The following is a 17,795-nucleotide window of genomic DNA, read 5'->3' as shown; positions in this document are numbered from 1 at the left end:
CTTCTTTTTATTGGAGCACACCATGACTTCGAAATTACTTATTCCGGCCCTTCTTGCCTTGACACTCTCCTTCTCGGCCGCCTCTTCCATGGCCGCAGACAGCCACAGCCTGCTGGGCGAAACCGCGGCGGCGACGGCCACCAGCCGCACCGTCACGATCACCCCCGACACCAAGTTCATCAATGTACAGGGCGGCCAGGCGGTTCAATTCAATGCCGGCGGCGGCACATTCGCCTGGACTTTCGACGGTTCGGCCAGTGCATTCAACCTGAACAGCGTGGCGCCTCCGGGACTGCTTGACCATATGGTGAAAGTTTATGTTTCGCCTAACCCGCTCTACAACGGCTAACACGCCTTGATCGCAGCATCCCGTCGCGGAGGCAGCGCTGCAGCTTCAACACAGCCTGCCCTCCGCCGTTCTGTCCCTTATCCAGCCCCGGCTGTTTTCCTTGTTCAATCATGGCGCGCATTACCGTAACTGACGCGAAACTGACGCGATTTACGCCGAAACGGTTTCGGCAACTGACAAATGGGGTTGAACCTATGTATCCGCATAAAACAAACCGGCGTTGCGCCACCCTGGCAGCCACGCTGATGCTGCTCTCGCTGGCCGCTTGCGGTCCCGCAAAACAGGCTGCGCCAAAAGCAGCGGCGCCGCAGGTCAGCGTCATCACAGCCCGCCGCACCAGCGTCCCTGTCAGCACCGAACTCCCTGGCCGCACCTCGGCCTACCTGGTAGCGCAGGTGCGCGCCCGTGTCGACGGCATCGTGCAGAAGCGCAGCTTCCAGGAAGGCGCCGACGTCAAGGCCAATCAAGCGCTGTACCAGATCGATCCGGCGCCGTATCGCGCCGCCTTGAACAGTGCGCTGGCCGCGCTGCAGAAAGCCGAAGCCAACCTGGTTGCCACCAGTTCGCAGGCCGACCGCTACAAGATCCTGATCGGCGGCAATGCCGTCAGCAAGCAGGCCTACGATAACGCGGTCGCGGCGCAAGGCCAGGCGGCCGCCGATGTCGCCGCCGCCAAGGCGGCAGTGGCTACAGCCAGCATCAACCTGGGATACACCAATGTGGTCTCGCCGATTGCCGGCCGCAGCAGCGTATCGCAGGTGACCCAAGGCGCGTATGTGCAGGGCAGCGCGGCCACGCTGCTGACCACAGTCCAGCAGATCGATCCGATCTATGTCGACCTCAACCAGCCCAGCGTCGCCGGCTTGCAGCTGCGGCGCGATGTCGCCAGCGGCCAGGTCAAGCTGAACGGCGCGGACCAGGTCAAGGTGACGCTGACGCTGGAGGACGGCAGCCAGTATCCGCTGACCGGGACGCTCCAGTTCAACGGCGTCACGGTCGACCCCAGCACCGGTTCGGTCACCGTGCGCGCGATTTTCCCCAATCCCAAGTATGTCCTGCTGCCGGGCATGTTCGTGCACGCCCGCATCCAGCAAGGCGTGAATGACCGGGCGATCCTGGTGCCGATTCCCGGCGTCAGCCATGACCCGCAGGGGCACGCCACCGCACTTGTGGTCGGCCCCGACAACAAGGTGGTCCAGCGCACGCTGCAAACGCAGGACACGCTGGGCAACAGCTGGGTAGTCACCGCCGGCCTGAACGAAGGCGAACGGGTCATCGTCAGCGGCGGCCAGAAAGTGCTGCCCGGAATGCTGGTCGCAGCGTCCGAGACGCCGAGCCGGCAACCCGCGGCGCAAGCGGTGGCAGCCAATGCTGCAGCCACATCTGTAGCTGAATAGGGACGAATCCGCAATGGCAAAATTTTTCATAGACCGGCCGATCTTCGCGATCGTGCTCGCCATCCTGATCATGCTGGCGGGGGGCATATCGATTTTCTCGCTGCCGGTGGAACAGTTTCCCCCGGTGGCGCCGCCTACGGTCCAGATCAGCACCACTTACCCGGGCGCTTCCGCCACCACCGTGCAAAATACCGTGGTGCAGGTGATCGAGCAGCAGATGACCGGCATCGACAACCTGCTCTACATGTCGTCCACCAGCGACGACACCGGCCAGTCGACCACTTCGCTGACATTCGCCAGCGGCACCAATCCAGACATCGCCCAGGTGCAGGTGCAAAACAAGCTGCAGCTGGCGGTGCCGCTGTTGCCGGCGCAGGTGCAGCAATCCGGCGTCAAGGTCACCAAGTCGACCAATGCATTCCTGATGGTGATAGGTTTTGTGTCGACCGACAGCAGCATGAACAAGTTCGACATCGCCAACTATGTGGTCTCGAATGTACAGGACCCGATCAGCCGCATCAACGGCGTCGGCAACATGAACGTCTTCGGCACCCAGTATGCGATGCGGATCTGGCTCGATCCGGCCAAGCTGAACAGCTATGCCCTCACGCCGCTCGACGCTACCGCTGCATTGCAGGCGCAGAACGTGCAAATTTCCGGCGGCCAGCTCGGCGCCACGCCGGCGGTGCAGAACCAGCAGCTCAGCACGACGATTACCGAATCGACGCTGCTGCGCACGCCGGCGGATTTCGGCAACGTCCTGCTCAAGGTGCTGCCGGATGGTTCGCAAGTGCGCCTGAGCGACGTCGCCCGCATCAACCTCGGCGCGGAAAGCTTCAATGTCGACAACAAATACAACGGCCAGGCTGCATCCGGCATGGGCATCCAACTGGCGCCGGGCGGCAATGCGCTGGTCACGGCGGCAGCGATACGGGCGCGCATCGCGGAACTGGAGCCGTATTTCCCGCACGGCCTGAAAGTGGTCTATCCGAACGACGTCACGCCCTTCGTCAAGATATCGATAGAGGAAGTGGTGAAGACGCTGCTGGAAGGCATCGTGCTGGTGTTCCTGGTGATGTACCTGTTCCTGCAGAACCTGCGCGCCACGCTGATTCCCTCGATCACGGTGCCGGTGGTGCTGCTGGGAACCTTCGGCGTGATGTCGGCGCTGGGTTTTACCATCAACACCTTGTCGATGTTCGGCCTGGTGCTGGCGATCGGCTTGCTGGTGGACGATGCGATCGTGGTGGTGGAAAACGTCGAGCGTGTGATGCACGAAGACGGCTTGCCGCCGCTTGAGGCCACCCGCAAGGCCATGGGACAGATCAGCAGCGCCTTGATCGGCGTGGCCTTGGTGCTGTGCGCCGTGTTCGTGCCGGTGGCGTTCTCCAGCGGCACGGTAGGCGGCATCTACCGCCAGTTCTCGCTCACCATCGTGGCCTCGATGCTGTTGTCGGTATTCGTGGCGCTGTCGCTGACGCCGGCGCTCTGCGCCACCTTGCTGAAACCGCCGAGCGAAAACCATGATGAAAAAAAGGGCTTGTTCGGCTGGTTCAACCGCAGCTTCGACAAGGGACGCGGCCAGTATGTGCGCGGCGTGCGCCACGTCGCCGCCCGCTCCGGACGCTGGCTGCTGATCTACGCCGCGGTGCTGGTTGCCGTCGGCGTCATGTTCGTGCGCTTGCCGACGTCTTTCCTGCCCAATGAGGACCAGGGCTTCATCTTCGTCCAGGTACAGACGCCGCCGGGCACCACACAGGGCCGCACCGGCCTGGTGCTGGATGAAGTCAGCAACTACCTGCTGAAAGACGAAGCGGCCATGGTCGACGCCACCTTCATCGTCAACGGCAACAACAACGCCGGCCGCGGCCAGAACCAGGGACAGCTGTTCGTGCGGCTCAAGGACTGGAGCCAGCGCAACAAGCCGGAACTGACCGCCAACGCGTTGTCTGACCGCATCGGCAAGCATTTTGCCGCAAACAAGGAGGCCGATATCTTCGCCACCAGCCCGCCGCCGATCCGTGGTCTGGGCAGCGCCGCGGGCTTTGACTTCGAGCTGGAAGACCGCGGCGGCCTCGGCCACGAAACGCTGGCCAAGGCCCGCGACCAGCTGCTGGCGCTGGCGAAAAAAGACCCGGCGCTGGCGCAAGTGCGGTTCACCGGGGAAGCCGACAATCCGACCTTCAAGGTCAATATCGATCGCGAAAAAGCCGCCGCCCTGGGTGTCAGCGCGGCCGACATCGACCAGACCTTTTCAATTACCTGGGGCTCACGCTATGTCAACAATTTCCTCGATACCGACAACCGCATCAAGAAAGTATACGTGCAAGCCGACGCCCCTTACCGCATGAATCCGGACGACATACAGCGGCTGTTTGTCCGCAGCAGCACCGGCGCCATGGTGCCGTTCTCCGCCTTCGGCAGCTACGAATGGACCTACGGCCCGCCGCAGCTGCAGCGCTATAACGGCGTCGAAGCCATGGAAATCCAGGGCCAGGCAGCGCCGGGCCAGAGTTCCGGGCAGGCCATGATCGCCATGGAAAAACTGGTCAAGCAGCTGCCGGCCGGCATCGGCTTCGAATGGACCGGCACCTCGCTGCAGCAGGCGCAGTCGAGTTCGCAAGCCCCCCTGCTGTACGGCCTGTCGATCCTGGTCGTGTTCCTCAGCCTGGCCGCGCTGTATGAAAGCTGGTCGATTCCGTTGTCGGTCATCATGGTGGTGCCGCTCGGTATCCTCGGTGCGCTGGCCGCAACGTCGCTGATGGGCTTGTCTAACGATGTCTACTTCCAGGTCGGCCTGCTCACCACCATCGGCCTGTCGGCCAAGAACGCGATCCTGATCGTCGAATTCGCCCGCGAACTCCAGAGCCAGGGCCGCACGGCGCTGCAAGCGGCAATCGAAGCGGCGCACATGCGGATGCGGCCTATCGTCATGACTTCCATGGCGTTCGTGCTGGGCGTGCTGCCGCTGGCGCTGGCCAGCGGCGCCGGCTCGGCCAGCCAGAATGCCATCGGCACCGGCGTGATCGGCGGCACCCTGGCGGCGACCTTCGTCGCCACTTTCATGATTCCGATGTTCTACATCGTGGTCGCCAACAAGCTTGGCCGCAAGAAGCCGGCAGTGCAGAATCCATCGCCGCTGCTGCCGGCCGAACCAAGTACAGGAGAATATTGACATGGCATCACTCAGATCCGCCGCCGGCGCAGCGCTGCTGACCCTTGCCGCCGGCTGTTCGCTGCAGCCGACGTACCAGCGGCCGGCCATGCCGGTAGCTACGGCCTTCCCTTCCGGCGCAGCCTACCAGGCCCCGGCCGGCAAGCCGGGCAGCAGCATCCTGCCCGCCGCCGACACCGGCTGGCGCAATTTCCTCGCCGATCCGCGCCTGCAGCGGCTGGTGGAACTGGCGCTGCAGAACAACCGCGACTTGCGGGTCGCCGTGCTGAACGTTGAAAAAGTCCAGGCGCAATACCGGATCCAGCGCGCGGCGCTGTTTCCGCAAGTGAGCGCGGATACCGGCGCCTCGAACTCGCGTACGCCTGCAAGCGTATCGTCCAGCCACAATACTTCCATTTCCCATGATTATTCAGCGGATATTTCCAGTTCATGGGAAATCGATTTCTTCGGCCGCTTGCGCAGCCTGTCGGACGCCGCGCTGGAACAGTACCTGGCCAGCGCCGACGCGCGCCAGGCCGCGGAGATCCTGCTGGTGTCGCAAACCGCCGACCAATACCTGACCACGCTTGCCTATGACGAACAGCTGGCGCTGACGCAAAGTACGCTGCAGACCGCACAGGCGGCCTACAAGATCGTCAAGCTGCAGTTCGACACAGGCACCGCGTCAGAACTGGACCTGCGCCTGTCGCAAACCGCCGTCGAACAAGCCCAGGTAAATTATTCGGCCGAGCAGCGCCAGCGTGCGCAGGCTGAAAACGCCCTGGTGCTGCTGGTCGGCCAGCCGCTGCCACGCGACCTGCCGCCGGCCGTCAAGCTGGACCTGCAGCCGGTGCTGGCCGACATTCCCGCCGGCTTGCCGTCGGACCTGCTGCAACGGCGCCCGGACGTCCTGCAGGCCGAAGCGCTGCTGCGTTCGGAAAACGCCGACATCGGCGCTGCGCGCGCTGCGTTTTTCCCGCGCATCTCATTGACCGGTTCGCTCGGCTCGGCCAGCGCGACGCTGGGCGGCTTGTTTGCCGCCGGATCCAGCGCCTGGTCTTTCATACCGTCGCTGACCCTGCCGATCTTCACTGCCGGCGCCAACCGGGCAAACCTGGATGTGGCGCTGATCCAGAAGGACATCGGCATCGCCCAATACGAAAAAACCGTCCAGACTGCCTTCCGCGAGGTATCCGACGGGCTGGCGGCGCGCGGCACCTACGACGACCAGCTGGCGGCGCAACAGCGTTATACCGAAGCCCAGCAACGCCGCTTCGACCTCGCCAACATGCTGTACACCAACGGCAGCAACAGCTACCTGGACGTGCTGACTGCGCAAACCGATCTCTACACTGCGCAGCAGGCCCTGATCACGGCGCGCCTGAACCGCCTGACCAGCCTGGTCGACCTGTATCGCGCGCTCGGCGGCGGCTGGCTGCAGCATAGCGGCGATGTTGCTCGACCGGCCGACAGCCCGGTCGCAAAAGCGGAATGATTGTGCTGGAACTGTTCCGGCATTAGTATTCCACCATGCTGTTCACCTATCTTTCTGATTGTTAAGTCTGTTAAGCCGAATATGCCATGAAACTTCTGATCGTCGAAGACAACGAGCGCGTCGCTCTGTTCCTGAAGAAGGGATTGAGCGAATCGGGACACACCGCCGACCATGCCGACAACGGCCGCGACGGCATGTTCCTGGCCGCCAGCGAACCCTACGACGCCATCATCATGGATCGCATGCTGCCGGGCGGCATAGACGGCCTCGCCATCGTCGAAACCTTGCGCAAGACCGGCAACAAGATTCCCATCCTGATCCTGAGCGCGCTGTCCGGCGTCGACGACAGGATCAAAGGCCTCAAGAGCGGCGGCGACGACTACCTGGTCAAGCCGTTCGCTTTCGGCGAACTGCTGGCGCGCCTTGATGCCCTGCTGCGCCGCTCGCAAGACGCCCGCTCCGACACCACCCTGGCCGTCGATGATCTGCACATGGACCTGCTGTCCCACAAGGTAACGCGCGCCGGCAAGCCGGTAGCGCTGCAGCCACGCGAATTCAAGCTGCTCGAATACCTGATGCGCCACGCCAACCAGGTCGTGACGCGCACCATGCTGCTGGAAAACGTATGGGACTATCATTTCGATCCGCAGACCAATGTGGTCGACGTCCACGTCAGCAAGCTGCGCCAGAAAATCGACGCCGGCATGGAACGGCAGCTGCTGCGGACCGTACGCAACGCCGGCTACATGCTGACCGCCGATGATTAATTCCTGGCATTTTTCGGCGCGCTCGGTGGCGCTCAGCTTTGTCGCAGTGAGCCTGGTGGTGCTGGCGTCATTCGCCACGCCGCTCTGGTATACCTGGCGCGAAACGATAGAAGAAGGCCGGGTCCGGGTCCTGAAAGCCGATGCGCGCAGGCTGGTCAACGTGTTTAACCAGCAAGGCGTGGCCCCGCTGCAGTCCGCCATTGAGATCCAGGTCGGGACGCAAGCCGCCGGCGCCGAAGACCTGGTGCTGTTTGCCGATTCTTCGCTGGTCCGGCTGGCCGGCAACCTGCCGGCGTGGCCGCACGAAGTCTCCGCCAATCCAGGCATGTATACACTCTGGATCGACGTCGACGGCAAGTCGACGCGCGTGGTTTTGCTGCACAGGGCGCTGCCGGGCGGCTACCACCTGCTGGTGGCCAACGACGTCGCAAAGTATCGCGAACTGGAAAACCTTTTCCTGTACGGCCTGATATGCTCCACCGGCATCGTTCTGCTGCTTGGCGTGGCAGGCGGGCTTCTGGTGCGCCGTACGCTGCTGGCCAAGGTCGGCGATATCAACCAGGCGGCTTCGGCCATCATGCAGGGCAATTTTTCACACCGGCTGCCGGCCCATGGCGGCGAAAATGAATTCAATACCCTGGTCGAAACCGAAAACCGCATGCTGGACCAGATAGAGCAACTGATCGACGGCGTGCGCAACGTCTCCAACGCCATTGCCCACGACTTGCGCACACCGCTGGCAGAGTTGCGCTCGCGCCTGGAGGAGCTGGCGCTGACCCGGCCGGATCCGGCCCATACCTTCAACGAGATCGACGGCGCCATCAGCGACGTCGATCGCGTCATCAATATCTTCAACGCCCTGTTGCGCCTGGCGGAAATCGACACCGGCGCCCGCCGTTCTGGGTTTGTCGAAGTTGACGTCAGCAGCATCGCAGGCGAGGTGGCCGAATTCTATCAGCCGGTGGCGGAACTGCAGGGCCGCGAACTTTCTTTTACTTCATCAGGACCGCTTGTTCTGACTGGCGATCCGCTGCTGATTGCACAGGCGATCGGCAACCTTATCGACAACGCACTCAAGTATGCGCAGGTCAACGGCAAGATCGCCGTCGAAACCTCGCGCCATCTGGACGGCGCGATCCAGGTCGCGGTGTCGGATGACGGTCCCGGCATCTCCGATGCAGAGAAACCCAAGGTGCTGGAGCGTTTCTACCGCGGCGATACCAGCCGCGGCACCCCAGGCGCGGGGCTGGGGTTGAGCCTGGTGGCGGCTGTGGCCAAACTGCAAGGCGGCGCCATCGTGCTCAACGATAACCATCCCGGCCTGAAAGTGACGCTGATGCTCCAGCCGCCGAACGCGCCCGCTGCATGAGCGCGAATGAATAATTAAATCGACAACTAAAGATTGCCGGCTCCGGGGAATCAAATCACCAGCTTCGAACTCGTGGACTGCGGATAAGATGGCGTCGCGCTCGGCTGCGCCGCGGGTTTGCCCATTTGCATGCGCGCCGAGACAATCACCGACAGCAGGCAGCCGCCGGCAAGATAGGCCGCCACGGCATGCCAGTTGCCGCCTACGCCCAGCAAGGCGGTTGCGATGAACGGCGTAAACCCGCCGCAGACCACGCTGGCGAACTGATAACCGACGCCGGCGCCGCTGTAGCGGTATTCGGCGCCGAAAAACTCGGTGAACAGCGGTTGCTGCACGCTGACCACCATGTCGTGGGCGATATTGGCCAGCAGCACGGAGAAGATCACGATCCAGGCGACCGAGCGGGCTTCCATGGCGAGGAAAAACGGCACTGCGGACAACAGCCCGATCACCGCTCCGGTTACATACACCCGCTTAAGCCCGATCCGGTCGGCCAGCATCGCGAAAGCCGGGATCGTCACGCAACTCACGGCGCCGACCAGCAGGCTGATGTTCAGGAACAGGTCGCGCGACATGCCAAGGTTCTTGGTTGAATAAGCCAGGGCAAATGCGGTGACGATGTACATCGTGAACATTTCCGCCATGCGCAAGGCAATGATCAGCAGGAAACTCTCGGGATGGTTGCGCAAGGCCGCCAGCAGCGGGACTTTCACCTTGTGCTCGCTGCCGACCTTGTCGACGAATTCCTGGGATTCCTCCATGGTCGAGCGTATCCACGCCGCCACCAGCACCAGCACGATGCTGACCAGGAAAGGGACGCGCCAGCCCCAGGACATGAAGGCATCGTTGCTCAGCGTATGGGTGAGGATCGACACGATGCCGGTCGCCAGCACCAGGCCGACGCCGTAACCGACCTGCACACCGCTGCTGTAGAAAGCCTTTTTTCCTTCCGGCGCGCTTTCGACCGCCATCAGCGCGGCCCCGCCCCACTCGCCGCCGACCGCAAAACCCTGCAAGGCACGCAGCAGCACCAGCGCCAACGGCGCGTACCAGCCAATGCTGGCGTAAGTCGGCAACAACCCGATCAGCGCCGTGGAAACGCCCATCATCATCACGGTAATCATCAGCATGCGCTTCCTGCCGAGCCGGTCGCCGAAATGGCCGAACACGACGCCGCCCAGCGGCCGGAACAGGAAACCCACGCCAAACGTGGCGAAAGCCGCCAGCGTGCCTATGGTCGGGCTGACATTGGGAAAGAACTGGGTATTGAACACCAGGGCCGCGGTGATGCCATACAACAGGAAGTCATACCAGTCGACCACCGCGCCGACAAAACTGCCGAGCGCCGCTTTGCGCGCCCTGCGGCCTGCCGAGATGTTTCCAGTTGCAAGAATTTTTGTCTTCATTATCGTCTCCGGATGATCAATTCGCGCCGCCTAGGCTTTGCCCAGCTCTTGCATGGGCGTGCGATAAGTCTCGCGCGCGGTAGCCGCCGAGATGGCGGCGATCAGCGCGGTAGCGCTGACGAATACCGCCACCGGCATCCAGCCATCAACGCCGGGTTTCAGGATCGCCGCGCTGATGGTCGGAGCAAAGCCGCCCAGGGCAAAACCGATCTGGGTACCGATCGCCATGCCGGACAGGCGCACCCGGGTATCGAACATTTCGCCGTACAGGGATGGCCAGACGCCGTTCGCCGCACTATACACAACACCGGACAACAGCAGGCCGAACACGAAGATGAGCGGGATATTGGCCTGGCTGATGCACCACAGGTAAGGCCAGATCAGGCAGGCGGAACCCAGCGCGCCGAAGATGAACACCGGTTTGCGGCCGATGCGGTCCGACAAGGCGGCGAACGCCGGGATCGCGGCCAAGGCGACGACATTTGCCAGGATCAGCACGGTCAGCATGGTAGCGCGGGCGATATGCATGGTGTTGACTGCATAAGACAGCGTGAATACGCTGAAGATGGTGCTCACCACCGAAATCTGTGCCGCAAAGATGACGCGCGCCAGGCTTTTCTTGTGCTCGCGCAGCAGCACCGCCAGCGGCAGCCTGGTTTGCTTGTGCGATTTTCCCTGCTCGAAGGCCGGTGTCTCGGGCAAGGTGCGGCGCACCCAGATGCCCACCAGCACCACGATCGCGCTCAGGAAAAACGGAACGCGCCAGCCCCAGGACAACAGCTGTTCTTCCGGCAGCGCCGAGATCGGCAGGAACACCAGGGTCGCCAGGATCAGGCCGGCCTGGGTTCCGCTCAGGGTGAAGCTGGTGAAAAAGGCGCGCCGGTGCGGCGGCGCATGCTCCAGCGTCATCGAATTGGCGCCGGCCTGCTCGCCTGCCGCCGACACCCCTTGCAGCATGCGCAGCACCACCAGCATGACCGGCGCGCTGATGCCGACTTGTCCATAGGTCGGCAGCAAGCCGACCATGAAAGTGGAGATTCCCATCAGCAGCAAGGTGAACGTGAGCACTTTCTTGCGCCCGTACCGGTCGCCGATATGGCCCAGCAGCACCGCCCCTATCGGCCGTGTCACGTAGCCGACGCCGAAGGTGGCGAACGCCGCCACGGTCCCGGCTATGGGATCGAACGAGGGGAAAAATATCTTGCCGAACACCAGCGCCGCGGCGGTGCCGTAGATGAAAAAATCGTAATATTCGACGGCGCTGCCGATCCAGCTGGCGAGCGCGGCCTTGCGCGGCGAACGGGTGGCTGCTTCTTGCGGTGGTGCTGCGGCGGCAGCCGGCGCCTTGATGTGTTGCGTTGCTGTAGATGTAGACATGACGTCCTCGGTGATCTATAGGTGTATTTTTTGCACGAAGAGAACGGATTCCCTCCATGATAATGTTGAAACGGTACGTTTAAAACCGGTGCAGGATGCCGGCTTGCAAACCGGCCAGGCTCTTGCCGTTGATATCGGCCCCGGCCAGGTTGGCGGTGGGGCCGGCCGAACCGCTGAAACGGAAGCCGGCGTTGGCGTCGTTCTTCATGTAGCTGGCGAAACCGTACAGCGTGGTCCGTTTGGATAAATCGTAGTAAGTCCCAAGGTTGCCGCCCTGCGCGCCCGAATCCCGGTGCGATGTATCCTGCATCACGCCATACAGGGCGCCGATCCGCCATTGCGGATTGAAACGATAATCGGCCGAAACCTGGTAGATGTTGTACATCCGTTGCACATCCGCATTGGCGCCGGTAAAGGCGTTGCCGGGAATGCTGACGTTATTCAGGATAGCCGCGGCGGTATTGCCGCTGGCATTGCTTGTGACGTTGTTGCTGCGTACATAGGCGAAATACAGCTTGCCCTTGCCGTAGTCGTAATTGGCGTACAGATTGTGATAGACCACCTTCTCCGAAAACTGCGCGTTCGCCGCCGGCTTGGCCCACAATCCGGCGTAGCCGGCGCGGTATGGTCCCTTGCTATAGTCCAGCCCGAGCTGGTACACGCCGCGCGCGCCTACGCTTTCGCCTGCGGTTTCGGTCAGCGCATAATGGGCGTCGAACTGGAAGCCGGCCACGCGCGGCGATTTGTACGAGATATCGTTGTCGTAGCGCGACGGCACGCCGAAGGTATTGATGACCGAGCCGTAGGTAGTGCGTTCGGTGTAGTCGATGGCGCCGCCGATGAAGAACACGATGCTGTTCTGGCGGCCGATGCGGAACTCGCCCGCCGGCGTGTTCATGCCGACCCATGCCTGGCGGTCGAACAGGCGGCTGGAATCGGCCGCGCCGCCGGTGTTGGCGTTCAAGCCTTGCTCCAGGGTGAACCGGGTCTGATAGCCGCCGCCCAGCTCTTCCACGCCGCGCAAGCCGAGGCGGCTGCGCAGGATGGCGCCGTCGTTCAGGCCGGTGACGCTTTTGCCGCTGCTGCTGTGGATGGTGCCAAGGTACTGGTCCAGGTCGCCGTACAGGGTGACGTTTGGTTCAGCCTGCGCCAGCGCCGAACAGCCGGCGAGGCTGCAGGCCGCGACGAATTTCTTCTTCATGACATCTCCGTTTGGTTTTTTTATGATGAATTACATGGCCCTGAGAGCCCGATGAACAACTGTTTCCTATGGCATGGCGATGGTCGCCAGCGCATGGATGTTCGAGATAGGCAAAAAATGCAGGTGCGGGCGGTTCGGCGCCGGGACGGATTTTGGGTGATGGGTCATGCAGTCTCCTTGGTAACGCTGCGTTTTTTATTGTTTGCAGCTAGTGTTTTATATATGGCGGGCGGTCAAGCCATGGTCGGATGTCCCGCTGTCGGCTGGCGCACCTGCAGGCTGCGCCGCAGGACCTGATCGGTCACCCACTTGGCGGCGCGGTGGGCGCGGCGAGCCACGATGTCCGGCGACAGCTGCAGGTAATCGTCGTTGAACACTTCGAAACTGTAGTCGCCGCGATAACCGCCCCGGTCCAGCCGCCGCAGCAGCTCGGACAATTCCTTCGAATGCGCGCCCTCGCCCGGAAACACGCGCAAGTGACGCGCCGTTTCCAGCCGCTCTTCCGCGCTGCGGATGTCGCGCCACATGAAATCGGACAGCTGCACCAGCGCGATCTTTTCGCTGGGGATGTCTTGCAAGCCGTCGAGGTCGGCCTGGTTGGCGAGCATGTGGAAAGAATCGAGCACCACGCCCAGGTTGGCATGGTCGGCCAGTTCCACCGCTTCCCACGACTGCGCATACTGGTTGACGTGGCGGCCCCATGACAACGCTTCGTAACCAACCCGCACGCCGAGCGGCACCGCCAGCGTCGCCAGCTTGGCCAGGTGGTGCGCAATCAGCGGCAGTTCGCCGCTGGCATGGCTGGAAGTGCTGGAGCACACCATCAGCAGCGGCGCGCCGACTGCCTGGCACACTTGCAGCATGTTCTTGGCGATGTCCAGCTTGTATTCATGCAAGGCGCCGGACAAACCCTCGAAATCGCGCATGACCTGGATCCCGGTGACGCGAATGCCGCTGGCCTTGACCAGCCGCACCGCCTGCTCCAGGCCGCCGGGATGGCCGGCCAGGTCCTTGGCCCACAACATGATCTGTGAAAATCCGGCAGCCTTGGAGGCGCTCAGTTTCGATTCCAGCGGCCCGGCCAGGGTGATGCTGTCCATGCCGAAATTGCTCAGATTCATATCGCCTCCAGAACCCGGAACGCATCCGAAGACACGCCCGGCCAGCCGAACAGTTCCAGGTACAGCGGCGCCTGCTCGATCATCATCTCGCGCCCCTTCTGGATGCGGCAGCCATGGCGCTGCGCTTCCTGCAGCAGCCGGGTCATTTCTATCTTCATGCCGCAGTCAGCGACGATGCAGGACGGCGCGATGCCGTCAAGGTCGAGCGGCAGCGGATCGTCCAGGCTCATGCCAAGCGGCGTCGAATTGACTACCAGGTCGTATCCCGCGGCAGACGGCGCGCCGATCACTACTTCGGTTTCCGTGAACATGTCCTGCAGGCGCTGCCGCAGCGCTTCGGCCTGCTCGCGCCGCGTATCGTAAATCGCGATATAGCCGATGCCGCGCGCCGCCAGCGCCGCCGCCACCGCACAGCCGACGCCGCCGCTGCCGACCACCAGCGCCTTGGCCCGCGGCCAGTCGAAGCGCGTATCGCCGCAGGTGCGGTCGAAGGCGCGGATGAAACCTTCGCCGTCGATCAGGTCGCCGACCAGTTGTCCATCCGCGCTTTTATAGATGGCGTTGCAGGCGCCGGCCAGCACTGCGCGCGGCGTCGGCTGGTCTACCGCGTCGACGCTCATCGGCTTGTGCGGGATCGACACCAGGATGCCGCCCACGTTCTCTGCCGCCATCAGCATGCGCACAGCCGAAATGTAGCCGGACGGCGCGATCTTGAGCGGGATGACGCGGGCATCGATGCCGTGATGCTTGAAGTACGCGTTGAACAGGGCCGGCGCCTTGACTTGCTCGACCGGCCAGCCGATCACCGGGAAAATGCGGGTGCTGCCGGAAATCTCATGCATGTTGCGGCTCCCGGCGGCTGGCATCCTGGTGGCTGACTACCAGCTCAAAACTGATCCCGCTTTTGTAGAGTTGCGTCAATGCGCCCTTTTCGCTCGCCTGCGCCGGTTCGCGGTCGATGAACACAATGCCTCTCTGTTTGAGCTGCCGCACCGCCTCCAGCACGTCCGGCGCACCGAGGCCGACCCGCACCAGCTGCTCGTCCCATTGCAGACCGGCGGCGCCCTCGGGCGGCTCCACCAGCTGCAGGTAAAAGCCGTGGCAAGGACTTTCCAGCATGACGCCTTTCGGCAAGACGCCGAAATAGCGGCCTTGCGGCAGCGGCCGGAAATCCATCAGCTGCTGGTAAAAATCTATCCATTCCGGCGAGCGGTCGCGGCCTACGGTCTGCACCACGCCAAAAAAATGCATGCCCGCCAGCGCCGGCGGATTGGCGGGTGCATTGAGGATCGGCTTGAAGTCGACGTCGTAGATGGAAAAATCGCGGAAGCGGTCGACGAAATACAGGATCGAATCGCCGACGCCGTGCACGCCCGGGATATTCAACTCCATCACGCCGGCCCTGGTCTGGATCGCCCAGGCGCCCATCTCGATCGCATGGCGGTAGGCGGCGTCGGCATCGCGCACCCGCAATGCCATGGCGCTGATGACTGTCGCTTGCGGTTCGCCGTCGGCTTGCGGCAGCGAGGATGGATCGGCATTGACGATCACATTCATCGCGCCCTGGCGGTACAGGGTCACTTCGCGCGAGCGATGGCGGGCGGTCGGCACGAATCCCATCTGCTCCAGCAAGGCGCCCAGCGCCAGCGGCTGGGCGCTGGCATATTCGATGAATTCGATGCCGTCTATGCCCAGCGGATTATTCGGTTCCGGATTGTGTTCTTGCGCAGTCATGCTGATCCTTGGCTGAAGTAGTCAGGCCAAGTATAGGAAGAGCATTTCGAGAAAAACAGCCTCAAAAACGTGTAATACTGCGCTAATCGCGCAAATGGAGCGATTAGCGCGCATTTTTGGAGTTATTTAGGATGAAAAAACCAGAACTGGTGGAAATGGAAGTCGCCAAGCGCGACCTGATCGACGGCCTGATCAAGGGTATCGACGTGATTACCGCCTTCAACGACGATACCGTGCGCCTGACCGCAAGCGAACTGGCGGAAAAAGTCGCACTGAGCCGCAGCGCGGCGCGCCGTTACCTGCTGACGCTGGTGCACATCGGCCTGGCGGCAACCGACGGCCGCAGCTTCTGGCTCACGCCCAAGGTGCTCAACTTGGGGCGCTCCTACCTCGATTCGGCGCGGCTGCCGCGTGCTATCGTGCCTTTCCTGCAGCGGCTTACCTTGCAGCTGCAGGAATCGACCAATTATTCGGTGCTGGAAGGCGACGATGTGGTCTACGTCAGCCGCGTCAACGCGCCACGGCTGCTGACTACCGGTTTCGAACCCGGCACGCGCCTGCCGGCCTACACCTCCACCGCCGGCCGGGTGCTGCTGTCGGCAATGCCGGACGCCGACTTGCGCGCCTACCTGGAGCGGATCGAACTGATCGCCTACACCCACCTGACCGTAGTCGACAAGGAACAGCTGTTCCAGGAACTGATCGCGATCCGCGAAGACGGTTTCGGCGTCACCGAAAACCAGTATGAAATCGGGCTGCGCGGCATCTCGGTGCCGATCAAGAGCCGCCGCGGCGCCCTGATCGGCGCCCTGAGCGTGTCGATGATGATCTCAAGTTCTTCGAAGGCCGAAGCCACGGCGCGCTGCCTGCCGGCGTTGCAGGCTACGGCGAATACCTTGATGATGTGGGTCTGACCGCGGTTACAGCAATGCCGTCAACTCCACCTGCGCTTTCAACAGCGCCGGCAAACAACGCTCGACAATATCCTCCACCGCCATGCGCGCCGCATGCACGCTGACATTCACCGCCGCGACCGTCTCTCCCCGGAAATTCTTGAGCGGAACCGCGATCGTGCGCAAGCCCAGTTCCAGCTCCTGATCGACCACCGCGTAACCCTGTGCCCGGGTGCGGGTAATTTCCAGCAGCAGCCGTTCCTTGTTGACGATGGTGTGGGCGGTGATCGGCTCAAGCTGCAGCCGCTCCAGGAACGATTCGATCTGCGCTTGCGGCAGGCTGGCCAGCAGGACTCGGCCGTTGGCGGTGCAAAACGCCGGCACCCGCGTGCCCGGCTGCAGCGTGGCCGATACCAGCCGGCCGGCGCTGACGGCGGCTACGCACACCAGTTCATCATGGTCCAGCACCCCGGCCGAGGCTGCCTCTTCCAGCGAATAAGCCAGGCGATACAGCAAGGGCTGGACGATGCGCGGCAACCGCGCCGAATGCAGGTAGGACTGTCCCAGCCGCAGTACCTTGGGCGTCAGCGAAAACACCTTCTGTTCATGCCGCACATAACCCAGGTGCGTCAGGGTAATCAGGTAGCGCCTGGCCGCGGCCCGCGTCAGGCCGGCGCGCTGCGCCACCTCGCTGATCGTCAGCCGTGAGCGCTCCTGGTCAAAAGCCTCGATCACCAGCAAGCCCTTTTCCAGCCCGGCGATCAAGTCACGCTTGAGCGGCTCTTCCGTAGAACCGGTTGACGTTGCATCAGGTAAGGGATTCATAGTCATAAAATCTCCATATGGGCGTATATCGCACACTGTGGGCGTTATGCGGTTACAACGGCATGGTATCACCTTGATGCGGAATTGCCGATCCCCTATTATTTAACTCACTTGCAGACGAAAACATGGTTCTGCGCGATATACGCACAATTATGCGGCAAGCCAGTTTTCCAGCCGCCTGATCAGATGACGGCGCAGCGCGCCATCCAATCCAAAGGAAACCTACGTGAGATTCGAGTCCACAGAAACCGGGGTCTACCCCAGCCTGATTTACCCTCCCTATATCTCTACCGTGAAACGCGGCCCGACCCGGGAACCGCTGCGCATCCGCGCCGCCGAACCGGTCCAGGCCAACATCAGTGCTGTGCCCAGCCTGATCCTGCCGCACGATACCGACCTGACCAGGCACGGGCAAGGCGAACCGCTCGGCGAAAAAATCGTGGTTACCGGCCGCGTGCTGGATGAAGACGGCAGGCCGGTGCGCAATTCGCTGCTGGAAGTCTGGCAATGCAATTCCGCCGGCCGCTACTGGCACAAGCGGGACCAGCACGATGCGCCGCTCGATCCTAATTTTTTCGGCTTCGGCAAGATGCTGACCGACGACGACGGCCGCTACCGCTTTGTCACCATCAAGCCCGGCCCTTATCCCTGGGGCAACCACCACAAGGCCTGGCGCCCGGCGCATATCCATTTCTCCCTGTTCGGCA

Annotated in this window: 15 protein-coding genes; 8 read left to right on the top strand and 7 right to left on the bottom strand. The window is 62.6% G+C overall.

Translation table 11 applies throughout. The annotated features are described in order from the left end of the window. The 6 genes from JWQ61_RS13045 to JWQ61_RS13020 all read left to right on the top strand — a co-directional run. Positions 1-349, top strand: a 349-nt coding sequence (locus JWQ61_RS13045; RefSeq protein ID WP_304360900.1) for a CzcE family metal-binding protein, incomplete at its 5' end; no start/stop codon positions are given. A 245-nt stretch (positions 350-594) separates the two neighbouring features. Next, the gene (locus JWQ61_RS13040; protein WP_304360901.1) at positions 595-1,746 is read left to right on the top strand and encodes an efflux RND transporter periplasmic adaptor subunit; all 1,152 of its coding nucleotides are present in this window, start codon (positions 595-597) and stop codon (positions 1,744-1,746) included. 13 nt (positions 1,747-1,759) lie between these two features. Beyond that, entirely contained in the window at positions 1,760-4,921 is a 3,162-nt protein-coding gene (locus tag JWQ61_RS13035; RefSeq protein WP_304360899.1) for an efflux RND transporter permease subunit, read from the top strand. A gap of 1 nt (position 4,922) precedes the next feature. Continuing rightward, on the top strand, positions 4,923-6,395 hold the full coding sequence (locus JWQ61_RS13030; protein ID WP_304360898.1) for an efflux transporter outer membrane subunit: 1,473 nt from the start codon (positions 4,923-4,925) through the stop codon (positions 6,393-6,395). 86 nt (positions 6,396-6,481) lie between these two features. Continuing rightward, complete coding sequence (locus JWQ61_RS13025) at positions 6,482-7,162, top strand: response regulator transcription factor (RefSeq protein ID WP_120235915.1); 681 nt, start codon at positions 6,482-6,484, stop codon at positions 7,160-7,162. After that, positions 7,155-8,531, top strand: coding sequence for a HAMP domain-containing sensor histidine kinase (locus tag JWQ61_RS13020; protein WP_304360897.1), 1,377 nt, complete (start codon positions 7,155-7,157; stop codon positions 8,529-8,531). The genes JWQ61_RS13025 and JWQ61_RS13020 overlap by 8 nt, the downstream gene beginning before the upstream one ends. Before the next feature lie 50 nt (positions 8,532-8,581). Here the strand turns inward: JWQ61_RS13020 and shiA are convergent, their stop codons facing one another. The 6 genes from shiA to JWQ61_RS12990 all read right to left on the bottom strand — a co-directional run bounded on the left by shiA (position 8,582) and on the right by JWQ61_RS12990 (position 15,370). After that, a complete protein-coding gene (shiA, locus tag JWQ61_RS13015) occupies positions 8,582-9,937 on the bottom strand; it encodes a shikimate transporter (RefSeq protein WP_304360896.1) in 1,356 nt (451 codons plus the stop codon). Positions 9,938-9,967: 30 nt separating this feature from the next. Further along, complete coding sequence (locus tag JWQ61_RS13010) at positions 9,968-11,314, bottom strand: MFS transporter (protein WP_304360895.1); 1,347 nt, start codon at positions 11,312-11,314, stop codon at positions 9,968-9,970. A 79-nt stretch (positions 11,315-11,393) separates the two neighbouring features. Continuing rightward, entirely contained in the window at positions 11,394-12,515 is a 1,122-nt protein-coding gene (locus JWQ61_RS13005; protein WP_304360894.1) for a porin, read from the bottom strand. Between the two features lie 233 nt (positions 12,516-12,748). Next, positions 12,749-13,636, bottom strand: a complete 888-nt coding sequence (locus tag JWQ61_RS13000) for a sugar phosphate isomerase/epimerase (RefSeq protein ID WP_304360893.1) — start codon at positions 13,634-13,636, stop codon at positions 12,749-12,751. Further along, positions 13,633-14,478, bottom strand: a complete 846-nt coding sequence (locus JWQ61_RS12995) for a shikimate dehydrogenase (protein WP_304360892.1) — start codon at positions 14,476-14,478, stop codon at positions 13,633-13,635. The genes JWQ61_RS13000 and JWQ61_RS12995 overlap by 4 nt, the downstream gene beginning before the upstream one ends. Beyond that, a complete protein-coding gene (locus JWQ61_RS12990; RefSeq protein ID WP_304360891.1) occupies positions 14,471-15,370 on the bottom strand; it encodes a 4-hydroxyphenylpyruvate dioxygenase in 900 nt (299 codons plus the stop codon). The genes JWQ61_RS12995 and JWQ61_RS12990 overlap by 8 nt, the downstream gene beginning before the upstream one ends. Positions 15,371-15,501: 131 nt before the next feature. On the opposite strand from JWQ61_RS12990, the gene JWQ61_RS12985 reads away from it, so the two are divergent. Next, positions 15,502-16,284 (top strand): IclR family transcriptional regulator C-terminal domain-containing protein, encoded by a 783-nt coding sequence (locus JWQ61_RS12985; protein ID WP_041741729.1) that lies wholly within the window; start codon positions 15,502-15,504, stop codon positions 16,282-16,284. Positions 16,285-16,290: 6 nt separating this feature from the next. Here JWQ61_RS12985 and JWQ61_RS12980 read toward each other — a convergent pair whose 3' ends face one another. Then, complete coding sequence (locus JWQ61_RS12980) at positions 16,291-17,088, bottom strand: IclR family transcriptional regulator C-terminal domain-containing protein (protein ID WP_120235919.1); 798 nt, start codon at positions 17,086-17,088, stop codon at positions 16,291-16,293. Positions 17,089-17,314: 226 nt separating this feature from the next. Here JWQ61_RS12980 and JWQ61_RS12975 point away from each other — a divergent pair. Beyond that, on the top strand, positions 17,315-17,795 hold a 481-nt coding region (locus JWQ61_RS12975), incomplete at its 3' end, for a protocatechuate 3,4-dioxygenase subunit beta (protein ID WP_304360890.1).

The organism is Collimonas fungivorans (assembly GCF_028292705.1).
Classification (GTDB): Bacteria; Pseudomonadota; Gammaproteobacteria; order Burkholderiales; family Burkholderiaceae_D; genus Collimonas; species Collimonas fungivorans_B.
Note: the sequence above shows the minus strand (reverse complement) of the source record. Positions and strands in the feature narration are given on the sequence as shown.